Origin of the sequence: Streptomyces sp. NPDC058620 (assembly GCF_042717135.1) — a bacterium.
Taxonomy (GTDB): domain Bacteria; phylum Actinomycetota; class Actinomycetes; order Streptomycetales; family Streptomycetaceae; genus Streptomyces.
Window position 1 is genome coordinate 12,948 of the sequence record NZ_JBHXQO010000064.1, and the last position, 21,221, is coordinate 34,168.

The following is a 21,221-nucleotide window of genomic DNA, read 5'->3' on the forward strand; positions in this document are numbered from 1 at the left end:
TGCGGGGGGCAGCGCGGAGCACGGGGCGGGAGATCAGCTGTGCGAGGGGAGGGTGACGCGACGTCGTGTACGTGAAGGCACGCGGGGAGAAACGCTCAGCGGCGCGGAAGGGCGCGAGCGGGTGGAACGGAGACGCAGGGGGTCAGCTCAACAGGAAGAGGACCACACACGACCGAAGTCGATGTGGGAGCGGGTGACCAGCCACTGCTGCGCATACATGGCCCCAGTGGAACAGGCATCTGTGTGTGCGTCAACTGATGTGGGACGCACGACTCACAGTGTGGACAAGCTTGACAACAGGCCGTGCACAGCGCTTGTCTCGGAAGCGGACCGGCGCTGAGGGGCCCGGTCCGCGTCGTGTTGCTGTGCTGTGAAGGCACGCCCCGTGTTCGATCCCGCATCCACGGAGCCTTCTCATGCCCGCGCAGCCGCATGCCCTCGATTCCCCCGTCCCCCTGGCACCCGATCCACCCGGCGAGGGCGACGATCCCGTCGCGCTGCGGATCGTCCCGGTACGCCGGACGGGACAGTGGGCGGCGGCCGCCGCCGTCCTCGTACTCCTCGCCCTGGCCCTGAGCTCGGTCGTCCGTAACGACGCCTTCCAGTGGGAGGTGGTCGGCGCCTACCTCACCACCGACTCGGTCCTGCGCGGACTCGGCCTGACCCTGTGGCTCACCGCGCTCGTCATGGTGCTCGGCTTCGCGCTCGGCACCCTCCTGGCCGTGCTCAGGCTGTCCGGCAACCACGTGCTGAAAGTGGTGAGCTGGGGATACGTCTGGCTGTTCAGGTCCACCCCGATCCTGGTCCAGCTGCTCTTCTGGTTCAACATCGGCGCGCTGTACCCGCAGATCCTCGGCGTCAGCACCGTGAACCTCCTCGGCCCCGTCACCGTCGCCGTCATCGGACTCACGCTGCACGAGGCCGCGTACGCCGCCGAAGTGGTCCGCGGCGGCATCCTCTCCGTCGAGCGCGGTCAGCTGGAGGCCGCCCAGTCGCTCGGCCTCGGGCCGTGGCGCCGCTTCCACCGCATCGTGCTGCCGCAGGCGATGCGCTCCATCGTCCCGCCGGCCGGGAACATGCTGATCGGCACGCTCAAGGGCACCTCGATCGTCAGCATCATCGCCGTGCAGGACCTCCTCCACTCCGTTCAGCTCGTCTACCACCGCACCTACCAGGTCATCCCGCTGCTGCTCGTCGCCACCCTCTGGTACGTCGCCGTCACCTCCCTCCTCAGCATCGGGCAGCACTACGTCGAGCGGCACTACGCGCGGGGCACGGCAGGCACCCGATGAGCGCCCTTCCCACGCTCGTCGTCATCGGCGGGGGACCGCGCGGCACCGGCGTCATCGAGCGCATCGCCGCCAACGCGCCCGAGCTGTACGCCGGCCGGGGCCTCGACATCCACCTCGTCGACCCGTACCCGCCGGGCGGCGGCCGGATCTGGCGGCAGGACCAGTCCCCGCTGCTGCGGATGAACTCCATGGCCGAGGACGTCACGATGTTCACCGACGACACGGTGCGCCAGGACGGCCCCGTACGACCCGGACCAGCGCTGCACACCTGGGCGGCCGACGTCCGCGACGGCCGGATCACCGTCGGCTCGGCACCCGGGATCCTCGAAGAGATCAAGGCGCTGCGGGGGCAGGACTTTCCCAGCCGGCGGCTCCAGAGCGCCTATCTGCGCTGGGTCTACGAACAGGCCGTCGCCGCGCTACCGCCGGGCATCACCGTGCACGAACACCGCGGCCGGGCCCTGCGCGTCAGCGGTCCGCGCGGAGACCGCCAGCAGGTCTGGCTGGAAGGGCGCACCGAGCCCCTCCACGCCGATCTCGTCGTCCTCACCACCGGTCATCTCGACGCCGGACCGGACGCCGGACAACAGCGGTTGGCGTCCTTCGCCGCGCGCCACGGACTCGTCCATCTGCCGCCGGACTTCACCGCCGACAGCGACCTCTCCGTCCTGCCCGCGGGTGACCCGGTCATCGTCCGTGGCTTCGGTCTCGCCTTCATCGACCTGATGGTGCTGCTCACCGAGGGGCGCGGCGGCCGGTACGAGGACGGCGTCTATCTGCCCTCCGGCCGGGAGCCCGTGCTGTACGTCGGATCGCGGCGCGGTGTCCCGTACCACTCCAAGATCGGCTACGGCTGGCAGGGCGAACCGCCCCCGCCGCCACGCTACTTCGGCCCCCGGCAGGCCGATGAGCTGCTACGGAGGAGCGGACCGCCCGACTTCATGCGCGACGTGTGGCCGCTCGTCGAGAAGGAGCTCGGCCATGCCCACTACCACCGGCTGTTCACCGCCCACCCCGAGCGCACCGCCGAGTCATGGGCCGTCTTCGAGGAGAAGTACGACGCCTCGGAGCCCGGCAGCCCCGAACTGGACGTCCTGGTCTCCGCCGCCGTGCCGGACCCGGCCGACCGGCTCGCCCTGACGGCGCTCGACCACCCGCTGGACGGCGTACGCCACTCCTCCCACGACTCCCTTCAGGACGGGCTGCGCGCCTACATCACCGCCGACCTCGAACGCCGCCACGACCCGGGCCACAGCCCCGACCTCGCCGTCTTCCTCGGACTGCTCTCCGTCTACGGGCAGTTGATCCGGCTCGGCGACATAGGCACCTGGTGGCACGGCTACTTCAGCTACCTCGCCTCCGGGCCCCCCGGCCCCCGGCTCCGTCAGCTCCTCGCCCTCTCCCGGGCCGGCGTCGTCCGCTTCCTCGGCGCCTCCCTCACCGTGGAGACCGACGAGGAGCGGGGAGTCTTCCGGGCCGGCGGTTCCACCGTGCCCGGTGAGTGGACGGAGGCCCGTGCCCTGGTCGAGGCCAGGCTCCCCGACCCCTCGGTCCAGTACACCCGCAGCCCCCTGCTCCGGGGTCTGTACGAGGACGGGGCCGCCGCCACCGACTCGGGACTGCTCTCGGTGGACCCGGCCGACGGCCGGATTCTGGACCGTGAGGGACGCCCGCACCCGCGCCGCTTCGCCCTCGGGCCGAACACCACGGCCCGTGCCGGCGGGGCGTTCACCCGGCCGCGCACCGGCGGCCCGGCGTTCGGTCAGAACGACGCCACCGCGCGGACCGTCCTGGCGTTCCTGCGCGACCGCCCGGCCGGGGCCGCCCCGGCACCCGGAGCGCCGCACCCCCTTCCGTACACAAGTCGCCAAAGGAACTCCCATGCCGCTCATCAGTGACCGGTCCCTCGATCCATCCATTGATCCACTCGTCGACAAAGACACCGGCCAGGAGCGCGCCGCAGCGCCCGGAGCCCCGCACGCCATGGTCGAAGTCCGGTCCGTGCACAAGAGCTTCGGTGGCACCGACGTCCTGCGCGGCATCGACCTCTCCGTACGCACGGGGGAGGTGACCGTCGTGCTCGGCCCCTCCGGCTCGGGCAAATCGACCCTGCTGCGCACCATCAACCACTTGGAGAAGGTCGACCGCGGCTGGATCAGCGTCGACGGCACCCTCATCGGCTACCGCAGGGACGGCGACAAGCTCCACGAGCTCCCTGAGCGGGAGGTCCTGCGTCAGCGCACCCGCATCGGCTTCGTCTTCCAGAACTTCAACCTGTTCCCGCACCTCACGGTCCTGGAGAACATCATCGAGGCCCCGGTCGCCGCGCTCCGCCGGCCCCGGAAGGAGGCCGTCGCCGCCGCGAAGGAACTCCTGGCCCGCGTCGGCCTCGCCGATCGGGCGGAGGCGTACCCCACCCAGCTCTCCGGCGGACAGCAGCAGCGGGTCGCCATCGCCCGCGCGCTGGCCGTCGAACCGAAACTGCTGCTCTTCGACGAACCGACCTCGGCGCTCGACCCCGAGCTCGTCGGGGAAGTCCTCGACGTGATCAGGGACCTGGCGCGCGGGGGCACCACGATGATCGTCGTCACGCACGAGATCGGCTTCGCGCGGGAGGTCGCCGACACCGTGGTCTTCATGGACGAGGGACGGATCGTCGAGCAGGGCGCCCCCGCGGACGTGCTCGACCGGCCCGTCCAGGAGCGCACCCGCGCCTTCCTCTCCAAGGTCCTCTGAGGTCCACGGTTCCTCGAGGTCCACGGCCCTTGAGTTCCACGGCCCGCCGAGGAGAGCGACCCCGCCCGCCCGGCCTTCCCGAACGAGATCCGACCCGAGAGGTCCCCCATGTCCGCCAGCAGACCCCTTCATCTGGCCGCCGAGATCGGCGGCCCGCCCCACTACGACGCCGCCCACTACCTGGGGCTCGCCCGCCTCGCCGAACAGGGCGCACTCGACTTCGTCACGCTCGGCGACTCCTTCGCCCGCCCCGGACTCGACGCGCTCGCCGTACTCTCCCGGATCGCGCCCTCCACCGACCGGATCGGCCTCGTGCCGACCGTCACCACCACCCACACCGAGCCCTTCCACGTCTCGTCCGCGGTGGCCACCCTCGACTGGGTCAGCCGGGGCCGGGCCGGCTGGAACGCCGACGTGTCCACGACCGAGGCCGAGGCCCGGCTGTTCGGCCGCCGCCCCGCCGCGCCCGCCACCGAGCTGTGGCAGGAGGCGGGCGAGGTCGCCGACGCCGGGGCCCGGCTGTGGGACAGCTGGGAGGACGACGCCGAGATCCGTGACACCGCGACGGGACGGTTCGTCGACCGGGACAAGCTGCACTACGTCGACTTCGAGGGCCGCACCTTCTCGGTCCGCGGCCCGGCCATCGTGCCCAGGCCGCCCCAGGGCCGGCCCGTCACCGTCATCGACGGCACGAGCGGCCCGGCCCGCGAACCGGCCGCCCGCCACGCGGACGTCGTGTACGCGCGCGCCACCACGCCCGAGCAGGCCGCCGCGATCCGTACCGATGTACGCAGGCGAGCCGCCGCGCACGGCCGTGACCCCGACTCCCTGCGGGTCCTGGTCGCGCTCACCGTCGACCTGGGTGACGCCGAGACCGCGCCCGAACCGGGGCTCACCGGCGGACCGCAGCTCGCCGGAGAGGGCTCCTACTACCGGGGCGGCCCGGTGGACCTCGCCGAACTCATCACCCGGTGGCACCGGGGCGGAGCCGTGGACGGCTTCCACCTCACGCCCATCGCACCCGGGCGCGACCTCGAAAGGATCGTCAACGGCACCGTGGCCCTGCTCCAGCACCGCAGCCTGTTCCGCACCTTCTATCCCGGGGGCACACTCCGCGAACACCTCGGCCTGGCCCGCCCGGCCAGCCGCTACGCCCTCGCGGCGCGGACGGGGGAGGAGGCATGAGCGCGCCGAAGCAGATGCATCTGGCCGCCCACTTCCCGGGCGTCAACAACACCACGGTCTGGGCCGACCCCCGCGCCGGGAGCCAGATCGACTTCTCCTCCTTCGCGCACCTGGCCAGGACCGCCGAACGCGGCACGTTCGACTTCTTCTTCCTCGCCGAAGGGCTCCGGCTGCGGGAACACAACGGCCTGATCCACGACCTGGACGTGGTCGGCAGGCCCGAATCCCTCACCGTGCTGAACGCACTCGCCGCGGTAACCGGCCGGCTCGGTCTCGCCGCCACGGTCAACGCCACCTTCAACGAACCGTACGAACTGGCGCGCCGGCTCGCCTCGCTCGACCACCTCAGCGGCGGCCGGGCCGCCTGGAACGTGGTCACCTCGTCCGACGCCTTCACCGGCGAGAACTTCCGGCGCGGCGGCTACCTCGACCGGGCCGACCGCTACACCAGGGCCGCCGAATTCGTCTTCACCGCACGGGAGTTGTGGGACTCCTGGACACCGGACGGGGTCTCCCGGCCGGTGACGCACAGCGGAACCCACTTCGACGTCGCGGGGGAGTTCACCGTCCCCCGCTCCCCCCAGGGGCACCCCGTCGTCATCCAGGCCGGGGACTCCGCCGAAGGCCGCGAGTTCGCCGCGTCCGCGGCGGACGTCATCTTCACCCGGCACGGCACACTCGAGGCCGGCCGTGCCTTCTACGCGGACGTCAAGGGACGGCTGGCGACCTATGGACGCAGGCCCGAGGACCTGAAGATCATGCCCGGGGTCAGCTTCGTCCTCGGTGACACGGACGCCGAGGCCCAGCGCAACGCCGACGACATCCGCCGCCTCCAGGTCTCCCCGCAGAACGCCATCCTCGCCCTGGAGCAGGTCTGGGGCCGCGACCTCTCCTCGTACGATCCCGACGGGCCCCTTCCCGAGACGGACCCGGTCCCCGACTCCGGGCTGGTCCAGGGCCGGGTCCGGGTCGGCGACCCCCTCGCGGTCGCCGCCCAGTGGCGGGCGCTGTCGGAGGCCAAGGGGCTCTCCATCCGGCAGACCGTCATCGAGACGACCGCCCGGCAGTCCTTCATCGGCTCGCCGGAGACCGTCGCCGCGGGCCTCGCCGAGTTCGTCGCCGCCGACGCGGCCGACGGATTCATCCTCGTACCGCACCTCACCCCGGGCGGCCTCGACGACTTCGTCGACCGGGTCGTGCCGCTGCTCAGGGAGCGCGGGGTCTTCCGCTCCGAGTACACCGGCTCCACCCTGCGGTCGCACCTCGGTCTGGCCGAGCCGGTGTGGAAAGGTTGAACCCATGAGCACGGACGAACAACAGGACCGGCAGGACTGGCAGAGCTGGCACGAAGGGCGCCTCGTCACGGTCGCCGCACCGTACGGTCCGCTGTCCCTGACGGGCACCCACTGGCTCTCCGACTACCCGGACGGTCGAATTCCGGCCGTCCCGGGGCAGTGGCGGGAAGACGGCGAAGAAGTGCTGCTCACGGCCACGCCCGAGGACGGCCTGAGCGTCGACGGCAAGCCCCTGACCGGCGAGATCAGACTCACGGCCGACCGCGGGCCGATCGACGGGTCCCGGGTGACACACGGCGCGCGCCGACTGGTCGTGCTGAGCCGTGAAGGGCTCTGGGCGGTACGGGACTTCGACCCCGGGTCCGGGGCGCGGCAGGCGTTCCGGAGCATCGAGGCCACCCCGTACGACGCCGGCTGGGCGCTGCCCGGCACCTTCCGCCCGTACCCGGCCGACCGCACGGTCCGGGTCGAGAACGCCGATGGGGTCGAGCGGGGCCTGGGACTCGGCGGGGAGATCACCTTCGAGGTGGACGGCGCCGCTCACACGCTCCAGGTCGCGGTCGAACCCGACGGTTCGCTCTGGGCCGTCTTCGCCGACGCGACCAGCGGAAGCAGCAGCTACCGTTTCCGCTTCCTGCGGCCCGCGCCGCCGGCCGCGGACGGCAGAGTGACCGTCGACTTCAACCGCGCGCTGCTGCCGCCCTGCGCCTTCGCCGACCACTTCATCTGCCCCTTCCCGCCGCCCGGCAACACCCTCCCCGTCCCCGTCCCGGCCGGTGAGCGGAACCGGATCGACGCCTGACCGTCCCACCGGTCACACGGACGGTGGACACGGCCGCCCGGCCCCGGCAGCGGACCCGCTGCCGGGGCTCTAGCGCGCCCGCTCGCAGGCGGCCGAAACACGCCCTTGCGCGGCGAGTTGTGTGCCCCGAATACTCCCGAACAGCGCTTGTCAGAGGCACGGAGTATCCGGAGTGCGAACACATCCGGCACACGGACGTCTCACTGACTGCGCCTCACGGGTCCCGCCACCCCACGGGCAGGGGCCCCCGATCCCCCTCGGGAGGAACGAAAAGTGAGGATCAAGCGCACCACCCCCCTCGGTGGCACGGCGAGACGGAGCAGGGCCGTCGCCGTCTCGGCCGGCCTCGTCGCCGTCGCCGCTCTCGCCGTCCCGTCCGCCAGCGCCGACTCCACCGCGACGTTCAGCGCCAACCAGCTCGGCGCGGCGAGTGATGCCGTGCTCGACGCCGATGTGGCGGGCACCGCCTGGAACATCGATCCGGCCACCGGGAGCGTCGTCGTCACCGTGGACAGCACGGTCTCGCAGGCGGAGATCAAGAAGATCAAGGACTCCGCCGGGAACACCGCGGGCGCCCTGCGGATCGAGCGCACCCCGGGCACCTTCAGCAAGCTGATCTCGGGCGGCGACGCGGTCTACGCCTCCGGCTGGCGCTGCTCCCTCGGCTTCAACGTCCGCAGCGGCACCACGTACTACTTCCTGACCGCCGGTCACTGCACCGACGGCGCCGGCACCTGGTGGTCGAACTCCGGACGTACCACCGTCCTCGGCACCACCTCGGGATCCAGCTTCCCGACCAACGACTACGGCATCGTGCGGTACACCAACACCTCGGTCACCAAGTCGGGCACCGTCGGCAACCAGGACATCGTGAGCGCGGCCAACGCCACGGTCGGCATGTCCGTCACCCGCCGCGGCTCCACCACCGGCACCCACAGCGGGTCCGTCACAGGTCTCAACGCCACCGTCAACTACGGAGGCGGGGACATCGTCTCCGGCATGATCCGCACGAACGTGTGCGCCGAGCCCGGTGACTCCGGCGGCCCCCTCTACTCGGGTACGAGGGCGATCGGCCTCACCTCCGGGGGCAGCGGCAACTGCTCGTCCGGCGGTACGACGTTCTTCCAGCCGGTCACCGAGGCACTGAGCGCGTACGGCGTCAGCGTCTACTGACGCACGAGGATCGCAGTCGTTCACCGAGGAGCCCCTGCCCGGACATCCGGGCAGGGGCTCTTGTACGTCACGCGGCTTTTGAGAGGATGTCAGGGCGGCCGACCGCAGCCAGCCACCCACCGCAGGGGGTTCCAGGTCCGTGAAACGCATCGGAGTGACCGGCCACCGCATCATTCCCCAGGAAGCCTACGACCAGGTGCTGGAGGGGCTGAGGGCCGTGCTCGGCGGACTCGACGGTTCCGTGGAGGCCCTCTCCAGTCTGGCCGCCGGGGCGGATCAGCTCTTCGCGGACCTCGCGCTCGCCGGCGGCGCGGAGCTCACCGTGGTGATCCCCAGCGGGGACTACGAGTCGTGCTTCGACGACGACGCCGGACTCGCCGGCTACCGGACGCTCAGGAAGCGGGCGACCCGTGAGGTCGTGCTGGACTTCCCGCACTCCACGGACGAGGCGTACTACGCGGCGGGCGTCTACATCGCCGAGCACTGCGACCGGCTGCTCGCGGTGTGGGACGGCCTGCCGGCCCGCGGTCTCGGCGGTACGGGCGACATCGTGACGTACGCCCGCGGTCTCGGTCTGCCGGTCACCGTGATCTGGCGCGAGGGCGTGCGCCGCGGCTGACGCGCACTCACATCTGGTGGCGGGCCAGCCAGTCGGTGTGCTGGGGGGAGACGATCCGCTCGGTCTCGAAGACGGCGACCGGCCACTGTCGTTCGGTCAGCGTGGTCTCCATCGCGATCTGCATCGACTCCAGATCCTTCTCCACGAGGGAGTGGGCGGAGATCAGCGGATGGTGCCGGCGCATCTCGTTCCATGCCAGACAGGCGGCAGCGGCAGCGGACAGGACCCCCGGCAGTGCGAAGGACCGGGCGAGCCCGAACGTCTGGAACAGGGTGAGGATCAGGGCGAGCGCGGTGAGGGCGGAGATGGTGACCGACCAGACCGTGGTGCCCCGCCTGGAGGTCTCCTGGCGTCTTCGGTACCAGCCGCGCTGTTCGATCAGCCGGTCGCGTACGTACGTCTCCTTGCGCACGGTGAACGCCTTGTCCCGTAACTCCCGCATCGAATCCGTGATCAGCCCACCGGAATCGGCCAGTTGATCCCTGGGGTCGGTCCAGCCGACTTTCCTCAGTTCCTGCAGTCCTTCTTCGAGGCGGTTGGCGAAGACCGCTTCCGGATGCTGGGTGGCGGATTCGAAAGGCGAACCGTGCACGGCATAGCGCCAGCACATCGATTTGATGAACTCGGCCGCCGAACGATTCAGCTGCCAGTGCGACTTCGCCTTGCGCCGCGAGGCGAAGAACGTCGTCATGAGAACGCCGAGATAGGCGAGTACGGCTATGAGGCCGCTGAGCCGCAGGGAGCCGCCGGTGTCCCAGTGCCAGGGCAGGGCGGCCGGTACGGATCCCAGGACCAGCAGGATCAGCTGGCCCCGGGTGGTGTTCACGGCCTCCCGCTGGCGTGCGATGGCGATGGCGTCCGTGTGGTGAAAGAGCGCCGGAAGATCCGCGTTCCTGAAGACCATGCTCTGCAGCGGTCCTGGAATCGCCGTCATGCTCACCCCCGCTATGCGGTTTCAGTGGTCACTCTGCGAATGGAATGGCTGATTCCGTGCTGTCCGGAGCAGTGGGCCGTACTGCCGGGCGCGAAACGAATGAACGCCCTCAACTGCTTGCCGGGGACAAGAGACTAAAGTCGCGCGCCGGACACGGCAATGGCGCGAGCCCCGCCCGGGCCGCTTCCGGGCAGCCCCTGGCCCCCCGCGGCGGGCGAGGTGGTCTCCGTCCCCGGGAAGTGAAGGTGACGAAACCGAAGCGTCGTTGTCATGTGTGCGTCCTGAGTTCGACCTTGTGTGCGTTTCACCGCATGGGAATAGTGAGCGCCCCATCCTCCGCGTACGGACACCCCACACTCGTCCCCGCGCGGCCCCACAGGAGGTCGTACGTTGAAGCATCGACGCATATCCAGGAAGCGCGCGATGACGGCCGGATCGGCCGTCGTCGCCCTGGTCGCAGCCGGAGTCACCCTCCAGACAGCGAACGCCAGTGAGGACACGCCCCGGCCCGCCGTACGCACGCTGACGGCCGGCGCTGCCGGGAAGCTCGCCACCACGCTGGACGAGACCCTGGCCGGCGGCACGGCGGGCGCGTACTACGACGCCGGGACGAAGAGCCTCGTCGTGAACGTCCTCGACCAGGCCGCCGCGGAGCAGGTGCGCACGGCGGGCGGCAAGGCCAGAGTCGTCCAGAACTCGACGGCCGAGCTGTCGTCGGCCCGGCAGACCCTCACCGACCGGGCCACCATCCCCGGCACCTCCTGGGCGGTCGACCCGGTGAGCAACAAGGTGGTCGTCACCGCCGACCGTACGGTGAAGGGAACGGCCTTGGACAAGCTCACGGCCGTGGTCGAGAAGCTCGGCGGCAAGGCCGAACTCAACCGCTCGGCAGGGGAGTTCAAGCCCCTGATCGCGGGCGGCGACGCGATCTGGGGCGGGGGCGGGCGCTGCTCGCTGGGCTTCAACGTGGTCAAGGGCGGCGAGCCGTACTTCCTCACCGCGGGACACTGCACCGAGTCGATCACCAGCTGGTCCGACGCGCAGGGCGGTGCGGAGATCGGCGCGAATGAGGGGTCCAGCTTCCCGGACAACGACTACGGCCTGGTCAAGTACACCTCTGACGTGCCCCACCCCAGCGAGGTCGACCTCTACAACGGTTCCACGCAGCCGATCACCAGGGCGGGCGAGGCGACGGTCGGCATGGCGGTGACCCGGAGCGGCTCCACCACCCAGGTGCACGACGGTGAGGTCACCGCGCTGGACGCCACGGTCAACTACGGCAACGGCGACATCGTCAACGGGCTCATCCAGACGACGGTCTGCGCCGAACCGGGCGACAGCGGCGGCTCGCTCTTCTCGGGCGACACCGCGATCGGTCTGACCTCGGGCGGCAGCGGCGACTGCTCCTCGGGCGGCGAGACGTTCTTCCAGCCGGTCCCCGAGGCGCTGGCCGCGTACGGCGCCGAGATCGGCTGACCAGCCGTACCGGGCCGGGGACATCCGGCCGACGACGGGCCCGCCCGCCTCACACGGAGTGAGGCGGGCGGGCCCTTCGCCTGCGGCCGGAGCCCGCGAATCAGGCGGCGCGGGCCAGTCTGTCGGCGCCCGCCTTCGCCGGTGCCACGCCGAAGATGTCCACGGCGTGGTAGTACGTCCACGCCGTGCCGTTGCATGACGTGAGCGTGGCCCCGGAGTAGGCGGCGCACACGCGCTTGAGGTCCGCGTAGAAGGCGGAGTCGATACGCGCCTTGTTGGCGGAGAAGGTCCCGGCGGCCTTGTAGTTGCGGTAGCCGAAGTCGTGACGGGCGCAGGACTTCTGGAAGGGGAAGCCGAACGGGTTGTCGGGCGAGGTGCTGCAGTAGTCCGTCGACCAGTCGAAGCCGTACGCGGTCCAGGCGCCCTGGTTGTTGCGTGCGGTGTTCCAGGCGTTGTAGCTGGAGGCGCTCGTCTGGGTCCAGGAGCTGAGTACCTGGGGCTTGTCGGCGGGGGCGGCCGAAGCGGACGCGGCAGGGAGCAGGGCGAGCGGGAGCGACAGGGCGACCGCGGCGAGCGAGACGGCGAAACGGCGACGCATGAGCAACCTCCGGCGGATGACAGGGAGTTGGGGATGGCTGTGCTCCTCGTGGGTCGCACGAGGCCACCCCAGAATGACGCCATGTACCTGTCATGCCTAGCTGTCGCGCCGGCTGGACGCCAAGAATTGGGCCGCAGGCCGGACGGCGGTCACGGGAGGACCACCGCCCGTCACGACAACGGGTGGATCAGGGGGCCTTCGACTCCAGGTGGTACGTCGTGTCGACCCAGAAGCCGTTCGTGGCCCTGGCCTTGATCTCCAGTACGTACGCACCGGGGGTCAACGGGGCGAAGCCGCCCCAGATGCCCCATGCGTAGCGCTGGACCAGCCCCGTCCTGAACGGCGCCGTGAATTCCTGCAGGGGCAGCGGAACGCTGTTGAGCGAAGCGGTGGCCTCGGCGACCTCCATGGACTGGGGGACCCTCGAATACAGCCTGGTGTGCTGCATGTTGAGCACAGGGAAGAAGAAGGACCGGTCCGAGGGCACCGCGCAGCGCCGCACCACGCGCCCGCCGTAGGTCCCGGCGAGGAACCAGAGGTCGTCCGGCTGTTTCCAGGCGGCGTGCTCGCCCGTCGTGTCCTGTACCGGACACCGGTCGTCAGGGGCGGAGAGGGCCCACTTCCACCAGCGGCCCGCGAGCCTCCCGCCCTCTTCGTCGCTCAGCTTCCCCGTACTGCCGGCCGACCCCGCACCACTCATGACGCCCCTCCCGCGTGCAGCCCCTGGTCCGGGGCTCTTTTCGAACAAGCGGACAGTACCGGGGTGATCCTCCCTGGCGTTCCGGGCCCCCCGGAGAGCGGTTCGCCGCCCCTGGCGCCTACCCGATGGTCACCGTGCGCGCCCACTCGGGCGGTGAGTCCGGTACGTAGTCGGGATCGTTCTCGTCCCACGAGGCGCCGTTGTGCTGCCGGGGGAACAGACCCACCACCGTCCTGCACGGCGGCTGCGCGCTCGGCCGGCGCGGCTGCCCGTCGGTCAGGACGACGATGACGTCCGGCCGGGGGTTCGCCCGCAGCGCCCTGGCATCCGTCCCCTCGGTCTGCCAGGTGTTTCCGGCCGGCTCGCGCTCTCTACGATGACTCCATGAAAAGCGCGGAATCGACGGAGGCGGAAGCCGGGGGCGGCACGGAAGCCGAGCAGCGGTGGGAGCGGCATACCCAGTGGCCGCTTCTGGTGCTGGCCCTGCTTTTCGCCGTCGCGTACGCCGTGCCGGTCGTGTCCCCCGGCGCCGACGCGCTGACGCTGCGGCTGTGCCGGGGTGTGGAGTGGGTGGTGTGGGGGGCGTTCGCCGGTGACTACGCCGTGCGGCTGGTGCTCACACGCGACCGATGGCGATTCGTACGACGTCATCCGCTCGCTCTGCTCGCCGTACTGCTGCCGATGGTGCAGCCGCTGCGGCTGCTCCGGCTGGTCTCCACCCTGCTGCTGGCCGGGCAGCGGGCCCGGATGGCCTCACAGGTGCAACTGACCACGTACGTCGCGGGGTCGTGTGTGGGTCTGCTGATGTTCGGCTCGCTCGCGGTGCTGGAGGTCGAGAGGGACTCGCCGGAAGGCACCATCAAGTCCCTCGGCGACGCGGTGTGGTGGTCCTTCACCACGATGACGACCGTCGGTTACGGCGACTTCGCCCCGACCACCGGTCTGGGCCGGATGCTCGCGGTCGGCCTGATGCTGTCGGGTATCGCGCTGCTGGGTGTGGTCACGGCGAACATCGCCGCCTGGTTCATCTCCCGCTTCGAGAGCGACAACGCCACGGACCGGCTGCAGACGGAGGCCATCATCGCGCTCACGGCGGAGGTACGGGCGCTGCGCGCGGAGGTCACGGAACTGTCCGCGACGCGGGACCGGGTACCGGCGCCGGGCAGCCCGGCCGATGACGGCGTGACCGTGTCCCGGCAGGTCGTCCGCTCCGGCGAGTGACACCGCCCGGCCACGAGGTCAGGCGGCGGTCGAGCCGCCGGGTGCCGTGCCCGTCGGCGCGGTGTCCGCGGATGCCGCGCCGGCGGCGTCGTCCGGCCTGTGCCGCATGGACAGGAGCAGTGTGAGGACCGTGCCCGCGACCGCCCAGGCGGAGAGCACCAGCAGCGGTCCGGTGATCGCGTTGCCCTTGAAGTAGGCGATCGAGCGGGCCGCCCAGGTGCCCGCCCCCGGTGGCAGCGCGGGGCCGATCGCCCGCCAGAAGTCGGGCAGCATCGGCAGCGGGAAGGCGCCGCCCGCGCTGGGGTTGCCCGCGATCACGATGATCAGGACGGCCAGGCCGATGCCGATGATGCCGGTGAGGGCCTCCAGGGCGAGCGTGGTCATGCCGACCGCGAAGACGATCAGTGCTCCCAGGCCCCACAGCCCCCATACGCTGCCGGGCAGTGCGCCGAGGACCGGTCCGATGATGACCGCGCCGCCGATCCCGCCCGCGACTGAGTACAGCGCCATGGTGGCGGTCCTGATCAGGGCGCGCTGCCGGTTGGCGGGCTTGGTGCCCGCGCTGATCGCGAGGATCGAGGCGCAGAGGTAGCCGCCGACGCACCAGCCCACCACGAGGTAGAAGGACGAGAGCCCGTCGAAGTCGTCCGGGGACGCCGGGGCCACGTCGACGGTCCTGACCGTGCGGCCCCGGGTCGCGTCGACCTTCTCCATGATCCTGGTCAGGGAATCGGCCAGGACGGTGCCGCCGCCGGAGGCGACGAGCACGGTGTCGGTGGTGCCGGTGGGGTCGACGATCAGGGCGCCGTCGATGTCGCGGTTCATGATCTGTTCGCGGGCCTCGGCCGCGTCGGCGACCGGGCGCGGGTCCAGCGGGCCGCCGGGGAGTGCGTCGAGCCGGGTGACGAGCTGCCCCGAGACCTGCTGGGGCGCGACAACGGCGAAGGGGACGTCCGTCGGGTTGGGCTTGTGCAGCGCCCCGACGTAGGACGCGATGAACAGCAGCTGCAGCGCGAGCACGCCCAGGACGAGCAGTGCGGCTCGTGGAGTGACGGCGTTCTTCACCTCGTCGACGAAAGTCATGCCCCCCACGGTCCGGGCGGCCCGGTGTTTACGCAGGTGGGACAAGGCCGAATGGCTGAGGTGCAGGTGGGACGGGTGCCCCCCGCCCGGGTTATCGTACGAGTGTTCGAAATTTGGTCTATGGTGGAGAACGAGGGGGGTGATGAGTACGGATCGGTCCAGGAGGTGCGGATGCCCGGGTTCACGCATCTGCGCACCGTTTCCGGGTTCTCCCTGCGGTACGGGGCCTCGCACCCGGAACGGCTGGCCGAGCGCGCCGCCGAGCGGGGGATGGACGCCCTCGCGCTGACCGACCGCGACACCCTCGCGGGCGCGGTCCGCTTCGCCAAGGCGTGCGGGGAGGCCGAGGTGCGGCCCCTGTTCGGGGTGGACCTCGCGGTGGCGCCGCATACGGCGGACGACGGGCGTGCGCGTCGGCGGACACCGGCGCGCGGGGGCGCCTTTGTCGATGAATCCGCGCCCCGGGTCACTTTTCTCGCCCGGGACGGCGCCCAGGGCTGGGCCGAGCTGTGCCGGCTCGTCACCGCCGCCCACGCCGCTCCGCCCGTCCCGCCCGGCCCGCCCCTCCCGTCCGGCTCACCCGCCCCGTCCGGCCCTCCCGTAAATGCCGGGCAGCCCGTCGTCGGCCGGCCCGAGCTGCCCGCCGAAGGGCTCACCGTCCTGCTCGGCCCCGCCTCCGAGGTGGGCAGGGCGCTCTCCGCGGGCCGGCCCGACCTGGCCGCCGCACTGCTCGCGCCCTGGCGGGAGATCTACGGCGACGACCTGCGCCTCGAAGCCGTCCACCACGGGCGTGAGGGAACCGGCCCCGGATCGCTGCGGCTCGCCGCCCGTACCGTCGGCTTCGCCGCCGAACAGGGGGTACGGGCCGTGCTGACCAACGCCGTCCGGTACGCCGACGCCGGGCAGAGCAGGATCGCCGACGTGCTCGACGCCGCCCGCAGGCTCGTCCCGGTCGACCCGCGCCGCTCGCCTCTCGACAGCGGGGAACGCTGGCTCAAGGGCGCACGTGCGATGGCGGAGACCGCCGAGCGGATCACCGCCGCCGCCGGTCTCGGGCCGGGCGCGGGGGCGGCGCTGCTCGCCGAGACCCGGCGTACCGCCGACGCCTGCCGCGTCGACCCCGCCGGTGACCTCGGTATCGGCGCCGTCCACTTCCCCGAACCGCACCTCGTCGGCGCGGGACCGCGCACCGCCCAGCGGGTGCTGGCCTCCCGGGCCGCCGCGGGCATGGTGCTGCGCGGCCTCGACCGCAGGCGCGACTACTGGGAGCGGATGCACCAGGAGCTGGACATCATCGCCCACCACAACTTCGCCTCGTACTTCCTGACGGTCGCTCAAGTCGTCGATGATGTAAGGGACATGGGTGTCCGAGTCGCCGCCCGTGGCTCCGGGGCGGGTTCCCTGGTCAACCACCTCCTCGGCATCGCGCACGCAGACCCGGTCGAACACGGGCTGCTCATGGAGCGCTTCCTCTCCAAGCGGCGCTTCGTGCTGCCCGACATCGACATCGACGTGGAGTCGGCCCGCCGCCTCGACGTCTACCGCGCGATCATCGGGCGCTTCGGGACCGAGCGGGTCGCGGCCGTCGCCATGCCCGAGACCTACCGGGTGCGCCACGCCATCCGGGACGTCGGGGCCGCGCTCTCCATGGACCCGGCCGAGACCGACCGGCTGGCCAAGGCGTTCCCGCACATCCGGGCCCGTGACGCCCGTGCGGCCATGGAGGAACTGCCCGAGCTGAGGCAGGTCGCGGCGGACAAGGAGAAGTACGGGCGGCTGTGGGAGCTGGTGGAGGGGCTGGACGCCCTGCCGCGCGGTATCGCGATGCACCCGTGCGGGGTACTCCTCTCGGACGCCTCGCTGCTGCGCCGTACCCCGGTCGTGCCCACCAGTGGCGAGAGCTTCCCGATGGCGCAGTTCGACAAGGAGGACGTGGAGGATCTCGGGCTGCTCAAACTCGATGTGCTGGGTGTGCGGATGCAGTCGGCGATGGCGCACGCGGTCACCGAACTGAAGCGGGCCTCGGGGCGGGAACTGGACCTGGACGCCGTACCGCCGGGCGACCCGGAGACCTACCGGCTGATCAGGAGCGCCGAGACGCTGGGCTGCTTCCAGATCGAGTCGCCGGGCCAGCGCGATCTGGTCGGCAGGCTCCAGCCCGCCACCTTCCACGATCTCGTGGTCGACATCTCGCTGTTCCGGCCGGGGCCGGTGGCCGCCGACATGGTGCGGCCGTTCATCGAGGCCAGGCACGGCCGCGCGCCCGTCCGCTATCCGCATCCCGATCTGGAAGGGCCCCTGCGCGAGACGTACGGAGTGGTCGTCTTCCACGAGCAGATCATCGAGATGGTCGCCATCATGACCGGCTGCGGCCGGGGCGAGGCCGACCGGGTGCGGCGTGGGCTCTCCGACCCCGAGTCGCAGGAGCGCATCAAGGTGTGGTTCGCGCAGCGGGCGGCGGCGAGGAACTACGGCATCGAGGTGATTGCCCGCGCCTGGGAGATCATCGAGGCGTTCGGTTCGTACGGCTTCTGCAAGGCCCACGCGGTCGCCTTCGCCGTACCCACCTACCAGTCGGCCTGGCTCAAGGCCCATCACCCGGCGGCCTTCTACGCAGGGCTGCTCACGCACGACCCGGGGATGTATCCCAAGCGGCTGCTGCTCGCGGACGCGCGGCGGCGCGGGGTGCCCGTGCTGCCGCTGGATGTGAACCGGTCGGCGGCCACACATAGAATCGAACTGACGTCTGATAAGAGGGGTGGCACGGAGGTCTGGGGTCTGCGGCTGGCGCTCTCGGACGTCCACGGCATCAGCGAGGCCGAGGTCGCCAGGATCGAGGCCGGGCAGCCCTATGCCTCGCTGCTGGACTTCTGGCAGCGGGCCCGGCCCGGCAGACCGGCCGCCGAACGGCTCGCCAAGGTCGGCGCGTTGGACGCCTTCGGCGCCAACCGACGGGACCTGCTGCTGCATCTCTCCGAGCTCCACCGTGCCCAGCGGGGCTCCGGGCCGGGGGCCCGGGGTGCGCAGCTCCCGCTCGGGGACGGCCGGCGTACCGGCTCCATCGGCCTGCCCGACCTCAGCGAGGCGGAACGCCTCAGTGCCGAACTCGGTGTGCTGAACATGGATGTGTCCCGCCATCTGATGGGGGACCACCACGCGTTCCTGGGGGAGCTGGGCGCGGTGTCCGCGAAGCGGCTGAGGGAGGCGCGGCACGGGGAGACCGTGCTGGTCGCGGGCGCCAAGGCCGCCACCCAGACCCCGCCGGTCCGCTCCGGCCGCCGGGTCATCTTCACCACCCTGGACGACGGTACGGGCCTGGTCGACCTGGCCTTCTTCGACGACAGCCATGCCGCCTGCGCGCACACCGTCTTCCACTCCTGGCTGCTGCTGGTGCGCGGTGTGGTGCAGCGGCGTGGACCGCGGAGCCTGAGCGTGGTGGGCGCGGCGGCCTGGAATCTGGCGGAGCTGGCCGAGCTGCGGCGCACCGGCGGACTCGACGCGGTCGCGTCCAGGCTCGCGGAGGTCTCCTCGAAGGAGGTGGCGGGGGAGGGCGACGCCCCGGACGCGGTTCCCGCCGACAGCGGCCGCCGCATCCAGATGTCCACCGGTTACGAGATGAACCCCTGGTCCGATCTCCAGCCGGCCGGTGAAGGGGCACCCACGGGACGGAAGTTGTGGCACCAGAGTCCGGGGAGCGCGGGATGATCCGGGAACACGGAACGAGCGGCGCGGCGGAGGAGCAGCCGGCGGTCCTGTGCCTGCGCTTCCGGCGGATCGGCGGGGGACTTCCGGACAGCGCCGGTTACGAGGGGCTGATCGCCCTCCTCGGCGCGTTCACCCCGGTCGTCGAGGCCGCACCGCCCGACGTGGCGCTCGCCGATGTGAGCGGTGCGCTGCGCTACTTCGGGCAGGACGTGACCGGTCTGGCCTCGGTGATCCGGGTCCGCGCGCTCGCCCTGCACGGTATGGACTGTGCGATCGGGGCGTCCGTCAATCCGATGCTGGCCAGGATGGCGGCGCGGCAGGCGGCGCCCGGTACGACCTTCGTGGTGCCCGGGGACGGGGTCGCCGCGTTCCTCTCGGCCAGGCCGGCCGCCGCGCTGGACGGGGTCGGGGCGGCCACGGCGCGCACCCTGTGCGGGTACGGCCTGGACTCCGTCGGCCGGATCGCCGCCGCACCGCTCGCCACCCTGCAACGGATCACCGGCGTCCGGACCGGCCGGGATCTGTGGGAGCGGGCGAACGGCATCGACCGTACCCGGGTCGTGCCGAACGCCGCCGCCCGGTCGGTCGCCGCCGAACGGTCCTTCCCCCGCGACGAGCTGGACCCGGAGCAGCACCGCCGTGCGCTTCTCTCGCTCACGGAGGAGCTGGGCGCCCGGCTGCGCACCGAGGGGCAGGTGTGCCGCTCGCTCGCGGTCACCGTGCGCTACGCCGCCCGCACCGGATACGCGACGCTGACCCGCAGCCGTACGCTCCGGGAGCCCACCGCCCACTCGGTGGCGCTCACCGAACTCGCGTACGGGATACAGGACTCGTTCGGGCTCCAGCGGGCCCGGGTGCGGGGGATCGCCCTGCGGGCGGAGGGGCTGCGCGAGGCGGAGCGGGCGGCCCATCAGCTCACCTTCGACCCGGCGGACGAGCGGGCGCGGCGCATCGAGGCGGTGTCGGACCGTCTGCGTGCCAGATTCGGCCCGCAAGCGGTCAAGCCGGGTCGCCTCGCCGCCTGAATCCGCCGTGGCCCGGGGCGCGTTGATGCCGCATCAGTTTTTACCGACGCGTAACTTCCCCAACCACCTTACTCGCGCGTAATTTGACATGAGCACATAACTCTTGTGGTCCGGGCCGCAGGGCGCACAGACATCGCAACTCCCTTGAGCCGCAAGGAGAACACACGATGCTGCCCTGGAATCGTCCGGTGCGCACCCGCCGTGCGCGCCGGACGCTGACCGCGCTGCTCCTGGCCGTCGCAGCCTTCGCCGCCCCCACGGCGACCGCGACCGCCGCCGCCCCCACAGCCGAGACCACCACCACGTCCCGTGGCTGGAACGACTACACCTGCAAGCCCTCCGCAGCCCATCCCCGCCCCGTCGTCCTGGTCCACGGCACGTTCGGGAACTCGGTCGACAACTGGCTCGTCCTCGCGCCCTACCTCGTCAACCGGGGGTACTGCGTCTTCTCCCTCGACTACGGGCAGCTCCCGGGCGTCCCGTTCTTCCACGGACTCGGCCCCATCGACAAGTCGGCCGGACAGCTCGACGTGTTCGTCGACAAGGTGCTCGCCGCCACCGGAGCGCCCAAGGCCGACCTGGTGGGCCACTCCCAGGGCGGCATGATGCCGAACTACTACCTGAAGTTCCTCGGCGGCGCGGCGAAGGTGAACGCTCTCGTCGGTCTCGCCCCCGACAACCACGGCACCACCCTCCTCGGGCTGACCAAGCTGCTGCCGTACTTCCCCGGCGCCGAGGACCTGCTCTCCGCCGCCACCCCCGGCCTCGCCGACCAGGTCGCCGGGTCCGCGTTCATGACCAAGCTCAACGCGGGCGGCGACACCGTGCCAGGGGTCCGCTACACCGTCATCGCGACCCGGTACGACGAGGTCGTGACCCCGTACCGCACGCAGTACCTGGACGGACCGAACGTACGCAACGTCCTCCTCCAGGATCTGTGCGCGGTCGACCTGTCCGAGCACGTGGCGATCGGAACCATCGACCGGATCGCGTTCCACGAGGTGGAGAACGCCCTGGACCCGGCGCACGCCACCCCGACGAACTGCCTGTCGGTGATCGGCTGACCCCGCCGAAGGCGCACCGAGCGCCTTCGGCGGGCCGGTCCGGCGCCGAGGCCGGCGGTCAGCGGCCGTGGCGGGCCGACGTGGCCGACCGGCGGCGTGCCGAGGTGAACAGGGCGGCCGCACCGACCGCGAGCGCCGCTGCGCCGCCGATCGCGAGGTACGAGCTGCTGCTCGAACCCCCGGTCTCGGCGAGCTCCTCGCCCGCCCCGGAGCCGTTGGCCACCGGGGCGTTGGCCGGCTCGGAGGCCACGGCCTCGGGGGTCGCCGTCCCCGGCGTCCCCGTCCCGGCGGCCGGGGACGCCTCGGTGACCTC

18 protein-coding genes and 1 pseudogene are annotated in these 21,221 nt (G+C 71.5%); 13 read left to right on the forward strand and 6 right to left on the reverse strand.

Annotation, left to right across the window (positions count from 1 at the left end; all coding sequences use genetic code 11):
• Positions 1 to 416: 416 nt before the first annotated feature.
• The 8 genes from ACFWSK_RS32815 (at position 417) to ACFWSK_RS32850 (ending at position 9,102) form a co-directional block, all read left to right on the forward strand.
• Positions 417 to 1,292 (forward strand): amino acid ABC transporter permease, encoded by an 876-nt coding sequence (locus ACFWSK_RS32815; protein ID WP_383794301.1) that lies wholly within the window; start codon positions 417 to 419, stop codon positions 1,290 to 1,292.
• Positions 1,289 to 3,190: an FAD/NAD(P)-binding protein gene (locus ACFWSK_RS32820; RefSeq protein ID WP_383794304.1), complete on the forward strand. Its 1,902-nt coding sequence runs from the start codon at positions 1,289 to 1,291 to the stop codon at positions 3,188 to 3,190. Before ACFWSK_RS32815 ends, ACFWSK_RS32820 begins: the two co-directional genes overlap by 4 nt.
• 85 nt (positions 3,191 to 3,275) lie before the next feature.
• Positions 3,276 to 4,028: an amino acid ABC transporter ATP-binding protein gene (locus ACFWSK_RS32825; protein ID WP_383794346.1), complete on the forward strand. Its 753-nt coding sequence runs from the start codon at positions 3,276 to 3,278 to the stop codon at positions 4,026 to 4,028.
• A 108-nt stretch (positions 4,029 to 4,136) separates the two neighbouring features.
• Complete coding sequence (locus ACFWSK_RS32830) at positions 4,137 to 5,213, forward strand: LLM class flavin-dependent oxidoreductase (protein ID WP_383794307.1); 1,077 nt, start codon at positions 4,137 to 4,139, stop codon at positions 5,211 to 5,213.
• A gap of 14 nt (positions 5,214 to 5,227) precedes the next feature.
• A complete protein-coding gene (locus ACFWSK_RS32835; protein WP_383794349.1) occupies positions 5,228 to 6,508 on the forward strand; it encodes an NtaA/DmoA family FMN-dependent monooxygenase in 1,281 nt (426 codons plus the stop codon).
• A 4-nt stretch (positions 6,509 to 6,512) separates the two neighbouring features.
• Positions 6,513 to 7,310: a DUF1684 domain-containing protein gene (locus ACFWSK_RS32840; RefSeq protein WP_383794309.1), complete on the forward strand. Its 798-nt coding sequence runs from the start codon at positions 6,513 to 6,515 to the stop codon at positions 7,308 to 7,310.
• A 273-nt stretch (positions 7,311 to 7,583) separates the two neighbouring features.
• Positions 7,584 to 8,483 carry a S1 family peptidase gene (locus ACFWSK_RS32845; RefSeq protein ID WP_383794312.1) on the forward strand — a complete coding sequence of 300 codons (900 nt, stop codon included), beginning with the start codon at positions 7,584 to 7,586 and terminating at the stop codon, positions 8,481 to 8,483.
• A 139-nt stretch (positions 8,484 to 8,622) separates the two neighbouring features.
• Complete coding sequence (locus ACFWSK_RS32850; RefSeq protein ID WP_383794314.1) at positions 8,623 to 9,102, forward strand: hypothetical protein; 480 nt, start codon at positions 8,623 to 8,625, stop codon at positions 9,100 to 9,102.
• A 7-nt stretch (positions 9,103 to 9,109) separates the two neighbouring features.
• Here ACFWSK_RS32850 and ACFWSK_RS32855 read toward each other — a convergent pair whose 3' ends face one another.
• Positions 9,110 to 10,036 (reverse strand): DUF4231 domain-containing protein, encoded by a 927-nt coding sequence (locus ACFWSK_RS32855; protein ID WP_383794317.1) that lies wholly within the window; start codon positions 10,034 to 10,036, stop codon positions 9,110 to 9,112.
• Between the two features lie 390 nt (positions 10,037 to 10,426).
• On the opposite strand from ACFWSK_RS32855, the gene ACFWSK_RS32860 reads away from it, so the two are divergent.
• Positions 10,427 to 11,512: a S1 family peptidase gene (locus tag ACFWSK_RS32860; RefSeq protein WP_383794320.1), complete on the forward strand. Its 1,086-nt coding sequence runs from the start codon at positions 10,427 to 10,429 to the stop codon at positions 11,510 to 11,512.
• Between the two features lie 100 nt (positions 11,513 to 11,612).
• Here the strand turns inward: ACFWSK_RS32860 and ACFWSK_RS32865 are convergent, their stop codons facing one another.
• The 3 genes and pseudogenes from ACFWSK_RS32865 to ACFWSK_RS32875 form a co-directional block, all read right to left on the reverse strand.
• Positions 11,613 to 12,110, reverse strand: coding sequence for a phospholipase (locus tag ACFWSK_RS32865; RefSeq protein WP_383794323.1), 498 nt, complete (start codon positions 12,108 to 12,110; stop codon positions 11,613 to 11,615).
• A gap of 187 nt (positions 12,111 to 12,297) precedes the next feature.
• Positions 12,298 to 12,810 (reverse strand): hypothetical protein, encoded by a 513-nt coding sequence (locus ACFWSK_RS32870; RefSeq protein WP_383794326.1) that lies wholly within the window; start codon positions 12,808 to 12,810, stop codon positions 12,298 to 12,300.
• A gap of 118 nt (positions 12,811 to 12,928) precedes the next feature.
• Positions 12,929 to 13,144: pseudogene (locus ACFWSK_RS32875) on the reverse strand (hypothetical protein); the annotation flags it as partial.
• A 50-nt stretch (positions 13,145 to 13,194) separates the two neighbouring features.
• Here ACFWSK_RS32875 and ACFWSK_RS32880 point away from each other — a divergent pair.
• Positions 13,195 to 14,031 (forward strand): potassium channel family protein, encoded by an 837-nt coding sequence (locus tag ACFWSK_RS32880; protein ID WP_383794328.1) that lies wholly within the window; start codon positions 13,195 to 13,197, stop codon positions 14,029 to 14,031.
• A gap of 18 nt (positions 14,032 to 14,049) precedes the next feature.
• Here ACFWSK_RS32880 and ACFWSK_RS32885 read toward each other — a convergent pair whose 3' ends face one another.
• Entirely contained in the window at positions 14,050 to 15,114 is a 1,065-nt protein-coding gene (locus ACFWSK_RS32885; protein ID WP_383794331.1) for a DUF3533 domain-containing protein, read from the reverse strand.
• A 171-nt stretch (positions 15,115 to 15,285) separates the two neighbouring features.
• Here ACFWSK_RS32885 and ACFWSK_RS32890 point away from each other — a divergent pair, with 171 nt between their 5' ends.
• The 3 genes from ACFWSK_RS32890 (at position 15,286) to ACFWSK_RS32900 (ending at position 20,908) form a co-directional block, all read left to right on the forward strand.
• The gene (locus ACFWSK_RS32890; protein ID WP_383794352.1) at positions 15,286 to 18,819 is read left to right on the forward strand and encodes a DNA polymerase III subunit alpha; all 3,534 of its coding nucleotides are present in this window, start codon (positions 15,286 to 15,288) and stop codon (positions 18,817 to 18,819) included.
• Positions 18,816 to 19,844: a hypothetical protein gene (locus ACFWSK_RS32895; RefSeq protein WP_383794333.1), complete on the forward strand. Its 1,029-nt coding sequence runs from the start codon at positions 18,816 to 18,818 to the stop codon at positions 19,842 to 19,844. The genes ACFWSK_RS32890 and ACFWSK_RS32895 overlap by 4 nt, the downstream gene beginning before the upstream one ends.
• Positions 19,845 to 20,011: 167 nt before the next feature.
• A complete protein-coding gene (locus ACFWSK_RS32900) occupies positions 20,012 to 20,908 on the forward strand; it encodes an esterase/lipase family protein (RefSeq protein WP_383794336.1) in 897 nt (298 codons plus the stop codon).
• A gap of 58 nt (positions 20,909 to 20,966) precedes the next feature.
• Here ACFWSK_RS32900 and ACFWSK_RS32905 read toward each other — a convergent pair.
• The coding region (locus ACFWSK_RS32905; protein WP_383794339.1) for an LAETG motif-containing sortase-dependent surface protein at positions 20,967 to 21,221 on the reverse strand (255 nt) is incomplete at its 5' end.